The sequence below is a fragment of the Citrobacter sp. Cb041 genome, from assembly GCF_030336655.1.
In the GTDB taxonomy this organism is placed as follows: Bacteria; Pseudomonadota; Gammaproteobacteria; order Enterobacterales; family Enterobacteriaceae; genus Citrobacter; species Citrobacter braakii.
This window is the reverse complement of sequence record NZ_JAOWDD010000038.1, coordinates 126,309-139,868: the sequence shown is the minus strand read 5'-3', so window position 1 is coordinate 139,868 and position 13,560 is coordinate 126,309. Positions and strand designations below refer to the sequence as shown.

Annotated in this window: 12 protein-coding genes; 11 read left to right on the top strand and 1 reads right to left on the bottom strand. The window is 51.9% G+C overall.

All coding sequences use genetic code 11. From position 1 onward, the window contains the following. Positions 1 to 89 precede the first annotated feature (89 nt). Positions 90 to 176 (bottom strand): leu operon leader peptide, encoded by an 87-nt coding sequence (gene leuL, locus OGV52_RS23445; RefSeq protein WP_049269161.1) that lies wholly within the window; start codon positions 174 to 176, stop codon positions 90 to 92. 654 nt (positions 177 to 830) lie between these two features. Between leuL and leuO the strand changes: the two genes are divergently transcribed. The 11 genes from leuO (at position 831) to mraY (ending at position 13,559) form a co-directional block, all read left to right on the top strand. After that, on the top strand, positions 831 to 1,778 hold the full coding sequence (gene leuO / locus OGV52_RS12055) for a transcriptional regulator LeuO (protein ID WP_016151687.1): 948 nt from the start codon (positions 831 to 833) through the stop codon (positions 1,776 to 1,778). Between the two features lie 318 nt (positions 1,779 to 2,096). Beyond that, a complete protein-coding gene (gene ilvI, locus OGV52_RS12050) occupies positions 2,097 to 3,821 on the top strand; it encodes an acetolactate synthase 3 large subunit (RefSeq protein WP_016151688.1) in 1,725 nt (574 codons plus the stop codon). Positions 3,822 to 3,823: 2 nt separating this feature from the next. Further along, a complete protein-coding gene (gene ilvN / locus OGV52_RS12045; protein WP_003829566.1) occupies positions 3,824 to 4,315 on the top strand; it encodes an acetolactate synthase small subunit in 492 nt (163 codons plus the stop codon). A 175-nt stretch (positions 4,316 to 4,490) separates the two neighbouring features. Next, the gene (gene cra, locus OGV52_RS12040; protein ID WP_016151689.1) at positions 4,491 to 5,495 is read left to right on the top strand and encodes a catabolite repressor/activator; all 1,005 of its coding nucleotides are present in this window, start codon (positions 4,491 to 4,493) and stop codon (positions 5,493 to 5,495) included. A gap of 613 nt (positions 5,496 to 6,108) precedes the next feature. Beyond that, positions 6,109 to 6,567 carry a division/cell wall cluster transcriptional repressor MraZ gene (gene mraZ, locus OGV52_RS12035; RefSeq protein ID WP_005124560.1) on the top strand — a complete coding sequence of 153 codons (459 nt, stop codon included), beginning with the start codon at positions 6,109 to 6,111 and terminating at the stop codon, positions 6,565 to 6,567. 1 nt (position 6,568) lies between these two features. Then, positions 6,569 to 7,510: a 16S rRNA (cytosine(1402)-N(4))-methyltransferase RsmH gene (gene rsmH, locus OGV52_RS12030; protein ID WP_016151690.1), complete on the top strand. Its 942-nt coding sequence runs from the start codon at positions 6,569 to 6,571 to the stop codon at positions 7,508 to 7,510. Next, positions 7,507 to 7,872 carry a cell division protein FtsL gene (gene ftsL, locus OGV52_RS12025; protein WP_006686695.1) on the top strand — a complete coding sequence of 122 codons (366 nt, stop codon included), beginning with the start codon at positions 7,507 to 7,509 and terminating at the stop codon, positions 7,870 to 7,872. Before rsmH ends, ftsL begins: the two co-directional genes overlap by 4 nt. A 15-nt stretch (positions 7,873 to 7,887) precedes the next feature. Next, entirely contained in the window at positions 7,888 to 9,654 is a 1,767-nt protein-coding gene (gene ftsI / locus OGV52_RS12020) for a peptidoglycan glycosyltransferase FtsI (protein WP_016151691.1), read from the top strand. Next, a complete protein-coding gene (gene murE / locus OGV52_RS12015) occupies positions 9,641 to 11,128 on the top strand; it encodes a UDP-N-acetylmuramoyl-L-alanyl-D-glutamate--2,6-diaminopimelate ligase (protein WP_016151692.1) in 1,488 nt (495 codons plus the stop codon). Before ftsI ends, murE begins: the two co-directional genes overlap by 14 nt. Next, positions 11,125 to 12,483, top strand: coding sequence for a UDP-N-acetylmuramoyl-tripeptide--D-alanyl-D-alanine ligase (murF, locus tag OGV52_RS12010; RefSeq protein WP_287108560.1), 1,359 nt, complete (start codon positions 11,125 to 11,127; stop codon positions 12,481 to 12,483). Before murE ends, murF begins: the two co-directional genes overlap by 4 nt. Beyond that, positions 12,477 to 13,559 (top strand): phospho-N-acetylmuramoyl-pentapeptide-transferase, encoded by a 1,083-nt coding sequence (gene mraY / locus OGV52_RS12005; RefSeq protein WP_016151694.1) that lies wholly within the window; start codon positions 12,477 to 12,479, stop codon positions 13,557 to 13,559. The genes murF and mraY overlap by 7 nt, the downstream gene beginning before the upstream one ends. Position 13,560: the final 1 nt, after the last annotated feature.

The following is a 13,560-nucleotide window of genomic DNA, read 5'->3' as shown; positions in this document are numbered from 1 at the left end:
GTTTAGGTCCTTGGTCTTTAGGGCGCCTTGCTTCGAGCATAAAAAAACCCGCGCAACGGCGCGGGTTTTTTGTCTTAACTGGAGCTGACTTAATGCTGAATGTCGTCCACCAGTCTACCGCGCAATGAGAATGCGTTTAGTAGTAGTAGACCGATAAAACGAGCAATGTAAGTCATCAATCAAGCTCCAGGCGAATGCGATATGCTTTTAGTGGTACTGGATATGAAGACTGATGTCAACCCCATTCCCTGTAAATGCTCCCGTTAAGGGGGGAAGTTTATGATAAACTTAAGCGAATTGTGCTGAATTTCTCAGGGTATATTAAATTAATCATCTGATCGTTGAACATGTTTTTCACGGTTTGACATATTTAAGCATATTTATTTGCATTTATGGTCACGAAGAACTGAAGATAACGCCTCGTTTGGGATTCCATATCTTTATGATTTATCAGAATTTATAGCTATTCTGAATGGATTGAATCAATGTGCCACCCTATAATTGATAAATTAATGTTAACTTTTAATGTGTTAATAATAGAAATGTTTAATTAAAACTTAAAAACGTATTCACTGTGCGCATGATTGTGTATTCGCCACGCTTATGGTTATATTGTTTTCGAAATTTAAACATATGAATCATCGCGCAGTGACATCTGCCACACTACGTTTGTAGTGTTTTTTTGTACATTTAGATTTGTGCCTTTATGTTTTCCTAATTTTAATGTTTTTCCTTTTTCTTATTTTATATGCATGGTAAATCATATTAACGGAGATTATTTCTGCACTCCGTCTGGGAAAAGGGAGTTTAGAGTGACAGTGGAGTTAAATATGCCAGAAGTAAAAATAATAGATAAATCTAATCTCATAGAGATGGGGAAGCCACAGCTTCGCATGGTTGATCTTAATTTATTAACTGTTTTTGATGCGGTGATGCAGGAACAAAATATTACGCGTGCTGCACATACGCTGGGGATGTCGCAACCCGCTGTCAGTAATGCGGTCGCACGCCTGAAAGTCATGTTTAACGATGAGCTTTTTGTTCGTTATGGCCGTGGAATCCAGCCGACAGCAAGAGCCTTCCAGCTGTTTGGCTCCGTTCGTCAGGCTTTACAATTAGTGCAGAATGAACTGCCTGGTTCCGGCTTTGAACCTACCAGCAGCGAGCGTGTATTCAATCTTTGCGTATGCAGTCCATTGGATAATATTCTTACTTCGTTGATTTATAATCGGGTTGAGCAAGTCGCACCGAACATCAATGTCGTTTTTAAATCCTCACTAAATCTAAATACCGAGCACCAATTACGTTATCAGGAAACTGAGTTTGTTATTAGCTATGAAGAATTCCGTCGTCCGGAATTTACCAGTGTTCCGTTATTCAATGACGAAATGGTGTTAGTGGCAAGTAAAAAACATCCGCGCATTAGTGGCCCATTGCTGGAAAGCAATCTCTATCATGAACAGCATGCCGTGGTTTCGCTTGATCGCTTCGCCTCATTCAGCCAGCCGTGGTATGACACACCAGATAAACAATCCTGCGTGGCTTATCAGGGAATGGCATTAATCAGCGTGCTTAATATTGTGTCGCAAACGCACCTGGTCTCTATTGCGCCGCGTTGGTTGGCGGAAGAGTTCGCCGATTCTTTAGAACTGCAGATATTGCCTTTACCTTTAAAATTGAATAGCCGCACATGTTATCTTTCCTGGCATGAGGCTGCGGGGCGCGATAAAGGACATCAATGGATGGAAGAACTGTTGGTCTCCGTCTGTAAGAAGTAGCCGCTGGCAGAATAAATCGGGGAATACATCTGGTTTATTCTGCTTTTATCTTTATATCTAAAATTTTGTGCTGAACTCGACTTTTTACGTATGTCCGAAAGTGTAAAAAAATAGACTAATTGCTGTAAATCCCCCTTTTTAAGCGATTATTTATCATATCAATTGCTTATGCTGGTTTAATTCTCCATTTATTCAATTCTTACCTCCGTTTTATTCTTATTTACTCCAGTGCCACCCCTTCGGAGTCAATTGCCATGCGTCATCGTCAGCGGTTAATGTGTTGTTAAACCGTAATTCATTATAAGAGTGAGGCAAGCCATGGAGATGTTGTCTGGAGCCGAGATGGTCGTCCGATCGCTTATCGATCAGGGTGTGAAGCAGGTATTCGGTTATCCCGGGGGGGCCGTCCTCGATATTTATGATGCATTGCATACGGTCGGCGGTATTGATCATGTGTTAGTCCGTCATGAGCAAGCTGCGGTACATATGGCTGATGGCCTGGCGCGTGCCACAGGAGAAGTGGGCGTCGTTTTGGTCACTTCCGGACCAGGAGCAACCAATGCGATCACCGGGATTGCAACGGCATATATGGATTCCATTCCGCTGGTGATCCTCTCCGGCCAGGTCGCCACCTCCCTGATTGGCTACGATGCCTTTCAGGAGTGCGACATGGTGGGTATATCCCGCCCGGTGGTAAAACACAGTTTTCTGGTTAAACAAACGGAAGATATCCCGCAGGTGCTGAAAAAAGCCTTCTGGCTGGCGGCAAGCGGTCGTCCGGGGCCGGTGGTGGTGGATTTGCCGAAAGATATTCTGAATCCGGCGAAAAAACTGCCTTATAGCTGGCCGGAGTCGGTGAGTATGCGTTCGTATAACCCGACAACGACCGGGCACAAAGGACAGATAAAACGTGCTTTGCAGACGCTGGTCGCGGCGAAGAAACCGGTTGTCTATGTTGGTGGTGGCGCGGTGAATGCCGCCTGTCACGAACAACTGGGGCAAATTGCCGAAGCACTTAATCTGCCGGTTGTCTCCTCGCTGATGGGGTTAGGCGCGTTTCCGGCCACGCATCGCCAGGCGCTGGGAATGTTGGGCATGCATGGTACTTACGAAGCGAATATGACCATGCATCATTCTGATGTGATCTTTGCCGTCGGTGTTCGTTTTGACGATCGAACGACCAATAACCTGGCAAAATATTGCCCGAATGCGACCGTGCTGCATATCGACATCGATCCGACCTCTATTTCAAAAACCGTCACTGCGGATATTCCGATTGTGGGCGATGCTCGCCTGGTGCTGGATCAGATGCTTGAACTGCTGCCGCAGGAGAAATCGCAGCAGCCGCTGGATGATAACCGTGACTGGTGGCAACAGATCGAACACTGGCGCGCTCGTCAGTGCCTGAAATACGACACGCAAAGTGAAAGTATTAAACCGCAGGCGGTGATTGAAACCATCTGGCGTCTGACGAAAGGGGATGCATACGTGACCTCTGACGTTGGCCAGCATCAAATGTTTGCCGCACTTTACTATCCGTTCGATAAACCACGCCGCTGGATTAACTCAGGCGGCCTCGGCACCATGGGATTCGGTTTACCCGCGGCGTTAGGGGTGAAAATGGCGCTGCCGGATGAAACAGTGGTGTGCGTTACCGGGGATGGCAGCATTCAGATGAACATCCAGGAACTGTCGACGGCGCTGCAATATGAGCTACCGGTACTGGTGCTCAACCTTAACAACCGCTATCTCGGCATGGTCAAACAGTGGCAGGACATGATTTACTCCGGGCGTCACTCCCAGTCTTACATGCAGTCGCTACCTGATTTTGTGCGCCTTGCTGAAGCTTATGGGCATATCGGTATCCAGATTAATCATCCAGGCGAACTGGAGAGCAAGCTGGGCGAAGCGCTGGAACATGTGCGTAACCATCGCCTGGTGTTTGTTGATGTCACCGTCGACGGCAGTGAGCATGTCTATCCGATGCAGATTCGTGGGGGCGGGATGGACGAAATGTGGTTAAGTAAAACGGAGAGGACCTGATTATGCGCCGGATATTATCAGTATTGCTGGAAAACGAGTCGGGTGCATTGTCACGTGTGATTGGCCTCTTCGCCCAGCGCGGATACAACATTGAAAGCCTGACCGTCGCGCCGACTGACGACCCGACCTTATCGCGAATGACGATTCAAACGGTAGGGGATGAGAAAGTCCTGGAGCAGATCGAAAAGCAGCTACACAAACTGGTGGATGTTTTGCGCGTCAGCGAACTGGGGCAGGGCGCCCACGTTGAACGAGAAATCATGCTGGTGAAAATCCAGGCCAGCGGCTATGGCCGGGAAGAGGTGAAACGCAACACGGAGATATTCCGTGGGCAAATCATCGATGTTACGCCGTCGATCTACACCGTACAGCTGGCGGGCACCAGCGATAAGCTGGATGCGTTTCTGGCAACGCTACGGGAAGTCGCCAAAATCGTGGAAGTAGCCCGTTCCGGCGTGGTGGGGCTTTCCCGCGGCGATAAAATTATGCGCTAACGCTTACCTGACCTACGCGAGATGCCTTGGCTATCGGTTGCTTTTTTTTGCGAAATCAGCAGTAACCAGAGACAAAAGCGGTTGCCGCAGTCATTATTCTGCGCTTAGATGTTAAGAAGTTTAACCCATGCCATCTTAAAGGTTATGGTTTGTACATTTTACGCAAGGGGCAATTGTGAAACTGGATGAAATCGCTCGGTTGGCCGGCGTTTCGCGAACGACTGCAAGCTACGTTATTAACGGCAAAGCAAAGCAATACCGCGTAAGCGACAAAACGGTTGAGAAAGTCATGGCGGTGGTGCGTGAGCATAATTACCACCCGAATGCCGTGGCGGCCGGGCTGCGTGCTGGACGCACACGTTCTATCGGGCTGGTGATCCCGGATCTCGAGAACACGAGCTATACCCGGATCGCAAACTATCTGGAGCGCCAGGCGCGTCAGCGCGGGTATCAACTACTGATTGCCTGCTCTGAAGATCAGCCGGATAACGAAATGCGCTGTATTGAGCATCTTTTACAACGTCAGGTTGATGCCATTATCGTTTCGACTTCCTTGCCGCCTGAACATCCGTTTTATCAGCGCTGGGCGAACAGTTCATTCCCGATTGTGGCGCTGGATCGCGCGCTGGATCGTGAACATTTCACCAGCGTGGTGGGCGCAGACCAGGATGATGCGCAGATGCTGGCGGAGGAGTTACGTAAATTCCCTGCTGAAACCGTGCTCTATCTGGGGGCGCTTCCTGAATTGTCCGTCAGTTTCCTGCGCGAACAGGGTTTCCGTACCGCGTGGAAGGACGATCCGCGTGAAGTGCATTTTCTCTATGCCAACAGCTATGAGCGGGAGGCGGCCGCGCAGTTATTTGATAAATGGCTGGAAACGCATCCAATGCCTCAGGCGCTGTTTACCACGTCGTTTGCCCTGTTGCAGGGGGTGATGGATGTGACCCTGCGCCGCGACGGGCAGTTACCGTCTGATTTAGCGATTGCGACTTTTGGCGACCACGAGCTGCTCGACTTCCTGCAGTGCCCGGTTCTGGCGGTGGCGCAGCGCCATCGAGATGTCGCGGAACGCGTGCTGGAGATTGTGTTGGCAAGCCTGGATGAGCCGCGTAAACCCAAACCAGGTTTAACGCGTATACGGCGTAATCTGTACCGTCGCGGTATTCTAAGCCGTAACTAAGTTGCCTCAATTGATGATGTCGGCGGATAAGCCTCTGACATCATCAATTATCCCGTTCTCGGAAATAACCGCATTATAATTAAGAATATTCTTTAGAATTATCTGAAATTGATTCTTCTATTATGCCGAATTAAAACTGCAACTATCCATTTTTGGGTTATTGAGACGTAACGATGCGTTACGGTTGTATTATTTTGTTACAAGCATGTAGGGATTTGCCGAATTAACAAACACTTTACTGGTGTGTTGCGGCAATCTCGCCCTTATCTCGCTCCTGTGCGGCGTACAGACTGATTAACTGGTACTGTTATCTCGCTGCATATTGTCCTAAAATGCCGCTCGCGTCGCAAACTGACACTTTATATTTTTCTTTTGATGATATTCAGTTGTTTTAAACAATCATGAGTTGTTGGATTTTTTTCTTACAAATATTCATGACGTTAATTTGCTTCGTTTGCTGTACGGAATTTGTTCAACGCTGATATTAGCCGTAAACAATGGGTTTTTTGCTCCGCTAAGCGCCGTGACTTGCTTGACAAGGTTTTCCTCCGCTCCGTAAACTCCTTTAAGTGGGAATTTGTGGGATAAAGTGGTAATCGGGGGTGAGGCTGGCATGTTCCGGGGAGCAACGTTAGTTAATCTCGACAGTAAAGGGCGCTTATCTGTGCCTACCCGTTATCGGGATCAACTGCTCGAGAGCGCTACCGGTCAAATGGTTTGTACCATTGACATCCATCACCCGTGCCTGCTGCTGTACCCCCTGCCTGAATGGGAAATTATCGAGCAGAAGTTATCGCGTCTGTCGAGCATGAATCCAGTTGAGCGTCGCGTACAGCGCCTGTTGTTGGGTCATGCTAGCGAATGTCAGATGGATAGCGCTGGTCGATTATTGATAGCGCCCATTCTGCGGCAACACGCAGGGCTAACGAAAGAAGTGATGCTGGTTGGGCAGTTCAATAAGTTTGAGCTGTGGGATGAAACGACCTGGTATCAACAGGTCAAGGAAGATATCGACGCTGAGCAGTCTGTTACCGGCGCGCTGTCGGAACGATTGCAGGATTTGTCTCTATAAAATGATGGAAAATTATAAACATACAACGGTGTTGCTGGATGAAGCCGTAAACGGCCTGAATATTCGTCCAGACGGCATCTACATTGACGGGACATTTGGTCGCGGTGGTCACTCACGTCTGATCCTCTCGCAACTTGGCGAAGAGGGGCGTTTACTGGCCATCGATCGCGATCCGCAGGCGATTGCCGTTGCAAAGACGATTACCGATCCCCGTTTTTCCATCGTCCATGGTCCTTTTTCTGCGCTGGCTGATTATGTCGCCGAGCGCGGACTTACCGGTAAGATCGACGGGATTCTTCTCGATCTTGGGGTGTCTTCTCCACAGCTTGATGATGCTGAGCGCGGATTCTCATTTATGCGTGACGGTCCGTTAGATATGCGTATGGACCCAACACGCGGTCAGTCAGCGGCCGAATGGCTGCAAACCGCCGATGAAGCAGACATTGCCTGGGTGATTAAAACCTTTGGCGAAGAGCGCTTCGGCAAACGTATTGCTCGCGCCATCGTAGAGCGCAACCGCATCGAACCGATGACCCGCACTAAAGAGCTGGCGGAAGTGATTGCGGCGGCAATGCCGGTGAAAGACAAATTCAAACATCCCGCGACCCGTACCTTCCAGGCGGTGCGCATTTGGGTGAACAGTGAACTGGAGGAGATAGAGCAGGCGCTAAAAAGCTCGCTCAGCGTGCTGGCACCAGGTGGTCGCCTTTCGGTAATCAGTTTCCATTCGCTTGAAGATCGCATTGTGAAACGCTTTATGCGCGAACAAAGCCGTGGTCCTCAGGTTCCGGCTGGAATACCGATGACCGAAGCGCAGATCAAAAAGCTGGGCGGCCGTGAGTTAAGAGCACTAGGCAAGATGATGCCGGGTGAAGAAGAGGTAGCTGAAAATCCTCGTGCCCGTAGTTCAGTTCTGCGTATTGCAGAGAGGACGAACGCATGATCAGCAGAGTGACAGAAGCCCTCAGCAAAGTTAAAGGATCGATAGGAAGCAACGAGCGCCATGCCTTGCCTGGCGTGATCGGTGACGATCTTTTGCGGTATGGGAAGCTGCCACTCTGCCTGTTCATTTGCATTATTTTGACGGCGGTTACCGTCGTGACAACAGCACACCATACGCGGTTACTGACCGCGCAGCGTGAGCAGCTGGTTCTGGAGCGAGATGCGCTGGATATCGAATGGCGCAACTTGATCCTTGAGGAGAACGCGCTCGGCGACCATAGCCGTGTTGAACGGATCGCAACGGAAAAGCTGCAAATGCAGCATGTTGATCCCTCACAAGAAAATATCGTAGTACAAAAATAAGGATAAACGCGACGCATGAAAGCAGCGGCAAAAACGCACAAGCCAAAACGCCAGGAAGAACAAGCCAACTTTATCAGTTGGCGTTTTGCGTTACTGTGCGGCTGTATTTTGCTGGCACTGGGTTTTCTGCTGGGGCGCGTTGCCTGGCTGCAAATCATCGCGCCGGACATGCTGGTGCGTCAGGGCGACATGCGCTCTCTGCGCGTACAGGAAGTGTCCACATCGCGCGGGATGATTACTGACCGTTCAGGTCGTCCGCTGGCGGTGAGCGTTCCGGTTAAGGCGATTTGGGCCGACCCAAAAGAGGTGCATGACGCAGGCGGCGTAAGCGTTGGTGAACGCTGGAGAGCGCTGTCGACCGCGCTGAATCTCCCGCTCGATCAACTGGCTTCCCGCATTAACGCCAACCCGAAAGGGCGCTTTATCTATCTGGCGCGTCAGGTAAACCCTGACATGGCTGACTACATCAAAAAACTGAAGCTGCCAGGCATTCACCTGCGCGAAGAATCCCGCCGTTACTATCCTTCCGGAGAAGTGACCGCTCACCTTATCGGTTTTACTAACGTCGACAGCCAGGGGATTGAAGGCGTTGAGAAGAGCTTCGATAAATGGCTCACCGGGCAACCGGGCGAACGCATTGTACGTAAAGACCGTTATGGCCGCGTCATTGAGGATATTTCCTCTACCGACAGCCAGGCGGCGCATAACCTTGCGCTGAGTATCGATGAGCGTTTACAGGCGCTGGTCTACCGTGAACTGAATAACGCCGTGGCGTTTAACAAGGCGGAGTCAGGCAGTGCGGTACTGGTGGATGTGAACACCGGTGAAGTGCTGGCGATGGCCAACAGCCCGTCCTACAACCCGAACAATCTCACCGGTACGCCGAAGGATGCGATGCGTAACCGTACGATTACCGACGTGTTTGAACCGGGTTCCACCGTTAAACCGATGGTGGTGATGACGGCGCTGCAGCGTGGCGTGGTTCGCGAAAATACCGTACTTAACACTATCCCTTACCGAATTAATGGCCATGAAATCAAAGACGTGGCGCGTTATAGCGAATTGACCCTCACCGGGGTTTTGCAGAAGTCGAGTAACGTCGGTGTTTCCAAGCTGGCGTTAGCGATGCCGTCCTCAGCGTTAGTAGACACTTACTCACGTTTTGGGCTGGGAAAAGCGACCAATTTGGGGTTGGTCGGAGAACGCAGTGGCTTATATCCTCAAAAACAACGGTGGTCTGACATAGAGAGGGCCACCTTCTCTTTCGGCTATGGGCTAATGGTAACGCCGTTACAGTTAGCGCGAGTCTATGCAACGATCGGCAGCTATGGCGTTTATCGGCCACTGTCGATCACCAAAGTTGACCCTCCTGTTCCGGGCGAGCGTATCTTCCCGGAATCAACCGTGCGTACCGTGGTGCACATGATGGAAAGCGTGGCGCTGCCCGGCGGCGGCGGCGTGAAGGCGGCGATTAAAGGCTATCGTATCGCCATTAAAACCGGTACGGCGAAGAAAGTAGGGCCGGATGGCCGCTACATCAACAAATACATTGCTTATACCGCAGGCGTTGCGCCTGCGAGTCAGCCGCGCTTCGCGCTGGTTGTTGTTATCAACGATCCGCAGGCGGGTAAATACTACGGTGGCGCCGTTTCCGCGCCGGTCTTTGGTGCCATCATGGGCGGCGTACTGCGCACCATGAACATCGAACCGGATGCGCTGACAACGGGCGATAAAAATGAATTTGTGAATAATCAAGGCGAGGCAACAGGTGGCAGATCGTAATTTGCGCGACCTTCTTGCTCCATGGGTGCCGGGTGCACCGGAGCGAGCACTGCGGGAGATGACGCTCGACAGCCGTATGGCTGCATCGGGCGATCTCTTTGTCGCAGTATTGGGTCATCAGGCGGACGGGCGTCGGTATATCCCGCAGGCGATAGCGCAAGGTGTGGCTGCCATTATTGCAGAAGCAAAAGATGAAGCTACTGACGGTGAAATCCGTGAAATGCACGGCGTTCCAGTTATCTATCTCAGTCAGCTTAACGAACGTTTATCTGCACTGGCGGGCCGCTTTTACCACGAGCCTTCTGAAAAAATGCGACTGGTCGGCGTGACCGGGACCAACGGTAAAACCACCACTACCCAATTGCTGGCACAGTGGAGCCAACTGCTTGGCGAAACCAGCGCGGTGATGGGAACAGTCGGCAATGGCCTGCTGGGCAAAGTGATCCCGACGGAAAATACCACCGGCTCAGCCGTTGATGTCCAGCATGTGCTGGCAGGGCTGGTTGCACAAGGCGCAACGGTTGGCGCGATGGAAGTGTCTTCACACGGTCTGGTTCAGCATCGCGTGGCGGCGCTGAAGTTTGCCGCATCAGTATTTACCAACTTAAGCCGTGACCATCTTGATTACCACGGCGACATGGAACATTACGAAGCCGCGAAATGGCTGCTGTATTCCACGCACCATTGCGGCCAGGCCATCGTTAATGCGGATGATGAAGTCGGTCGTCGCTGGTTGGCCAAACTTCCGGATGCGGTTGCCGTATCGATGGAAGATCACATCAACCCGAACTGTCACGGTCGTTGGTTAAAGGCGATTGACGTGAATTATCACGACAGCGGGGCAACGATTCGTTTTACCTCCTCATGGGGTGACGGCGAAATTGAAAGTCGCCTGATGGGCGCGTTTAACGTCAGCAATCTGCTGTTGGCGCTGGCAACGCTGCTGGCGTTGGGATATCCGTTAGCTGATTTACTGAAAACGGCGACACAATTACAGCCGGTTTGTGGGCGCATGGAAGTGTTCAGCGCGCCGGGTAAAACCACCGTTGTGGTTGATTATGCCCATACGCCAGATGCGCTGGAAAAAGCGCTGCAGGCGGCACGTCTGCACTGTACTGGCAAACTGTGGTGCGTCTTTGGTTGCGGCGGCGATCGCGACAAAGGCAAACGTCCGTTGATGGGCGCGATTGCCGAGCAGTTTGCTGATGTTGTCGTGGTGACCGATGACAACCCGCGTACCGAAGAGCCGCGCGCCATTATTAACGACATTCTGGCGGGTATGCTGGATGCCGGACAGGCGAAAGTGATGGAAGGTCGCGCAGAGGCTGTGACAAACGCCATTATGCAGGCGAAAGAAAACGACGTGGTGCTGGTGGCCGGGAAAGGTCACGAAGACTACCAGATCGTTGGCTCGCAGCGCCTCGACTATTCTGACCGCGTTACGGCAGCGCGTCTGCTGGGAGTAATCGCATGATTAGCGTAACGCTCAGCCAACTGGCGGAGATCCTCCGCGGCGAACTGAAAGGAGCCGATCTGACTCTTGATGCAGTGACAACCGATACGCGTAAAGTTACGCCGGGCTGCCTGTTTGTTGCGCTGAAAGGCGAACGCTTTGATGCCCACGATTTCGCAGACAAGGCGCAAGAGAGCGGGGCGGGTGCGCTGCTGGTCAGCCGTCCGCTGGATATCGATCTGCCGCAACTGATTGTGAAAGATACACGCCTCGCGTTTGGCGAGCTGGCGGCGTGGGTTCGCGCTCAGGTTCCGGCGCGCGTTGTCGCGCTGACCGGCTCTTCCGGTAAAACGTCCGTCAAAGAGATGACCGCATCCATTCTGAGTCAGTGTGGCAACACCTTATATACCGCGGGCAACCTGAATAACGACATCGGCGTACCGATGACGCTGTTGCGCTTAAACAACGATTACGACTATGCCGTGATTGAGCTTGGCGCTAATCATCAGGGCGAAATCGCCTGGACCGTTGGTCTGACGCGTCCGGAAGCGGCGCTGGTGAATAACCTGGCGGCCGCGCATCTGGAAGGCTTTGGTTCACTGGCGGGCGTTGCGAAGGCAAAAGGTGAGATTTTTACCGGCCTGCCAGCGAACGGAATCGCCATTATGAATGCCGACAATAACGACTGGCTGAACTGGCAGAGCATTATCGGCGATCGCAAAGTCTGGCGCTTCTCCCCGAATGCGGCCAACAGCGACTTTTCGGCGGCCAATGTTCATGTGACTTCACACGGCACAGAGTTTTCTCTGCAAACGCCAACCGGAAGCATTGATGTTCTGCTGCCGTTGCCGGGTCGTCACAATATTGCTAACGCCCTGGCGGCGGCTGCGCTCTCTATGGCGGTAGGCGCGACGCACGAAGCGATTAAAGCGGGTCTGAAGGAACTGCAAGCGGTACCGGGGCGTCTGTTCCCGATTCAACTGGCAGAAAATCAGCTACTGCTGGATGACTCCTATAACGCAAATGTCGGGTCAATGACCGCAGCGGTAAACGTGCTGTCCGAAATGCCGGGCTACCGCGTGCTGGTCGTTGGCGATATGGCAGAGCTTGGTGCGGAAAGCGAAGCATGCCACGTACAGGTGGGTGAAGCTGCGAAGGCTGCAGGTATCGACCGTGTGCTGAGTACAGGGAAACTGAGTCAGGCAATTAGCCATGCCAGCGGTGTGGGTGAGCATTTTGCGGATAAAACCGCGTTGACCGCGCATCTTAAGGCGCTGATTGCAGAACATCAGATTATGACGATTTTAGTGAAGGGTTCACGTAGTGCCGCCATGGAAGAGGTAGTACGCGCATTACAGGAGAATGGGACATGTTAGTTTGGCTGGCCGAACATTTGGTCAAATATTATTCCGGCTTTAACGTCTTTTCCTATCTGACGTTTCGCGCCATCGTCAGCCTGCTGACCGCGCTGTTCATCTCTTTGTGGATGGGCCCGCGCATGATCGCCCGCTTGCAAAAAATGTCCTTTGGACAGGTCGTGCGTAACGACGGTCCTGAATCACACTTCAGTAAACGCGGTACGCCGACCATGGGCGGGATTATGATCCTCACCGCGATTGTTATCTCCGTACTGCTGTGGGCATACCCGTCGAACCCGTACGTATGGTGCGTGCTGGTGGTATTGGTCGGTTACGGCATTATCGGTTTTGTCGATGACTACCGCAAAGTGGTACGCAAAGACACCAAGGGCCTGATCGCGCGCTGGAAATACTTCTGGATGTCGGTGATTGCGCTGGGCGTGGCCTTTGCCCTGTATCTGGCTGGTAAAGATACCCCGGCCACTGAGCTGGTGGTGCCGTTCTTTAAAGACGTGATGCCGCAGTTGGGGCTGTTCTACGTGCTGCTGGCGTACTTCGTGATTGTGGGTACTGGCAACGCGGTCAACCTCACCGATGGTCTGGATGGTCTGGCGATTATGCCGACCGTGTTTGTGGCCGCAGGTTTTGCGTTGGTAGCGTGGGCGACCGGTAACATGAACTTCGCCAACTATCTGCATATTCCCTATTTACGTCATGCCGGCGAATTGGTGATCGTCTGTACGGCAATTGTCGGTGCGGGGTTAGGCTTCTTGTGGTTTAACACCTATCCGGCGCAGGTCTTTATGGGCGACGTCGGATCGCTGGCGCTGGGCGGCGCGCTGGGCATTATTGCCGTGCTGCTGCGTCAGGAGTTCCTGCTGGTGATCATGGGCGGTGTATTCGTCGTAGAAACACTGTCGGTCATTTTGCAGGTTGGCTCCTTTAAGCTGCGCGGACAGCGCATCTTCCGTATGGCGCCGATCCACCATCACTATGAACTGAAAGGCTGGCCGGAACCGCGCGTAATTGTGCGCTTCTGGATTATTTCGCTGATGCTGGTGCTGATTGGCCTGGCAACGCTGAAGGTACGTTAAT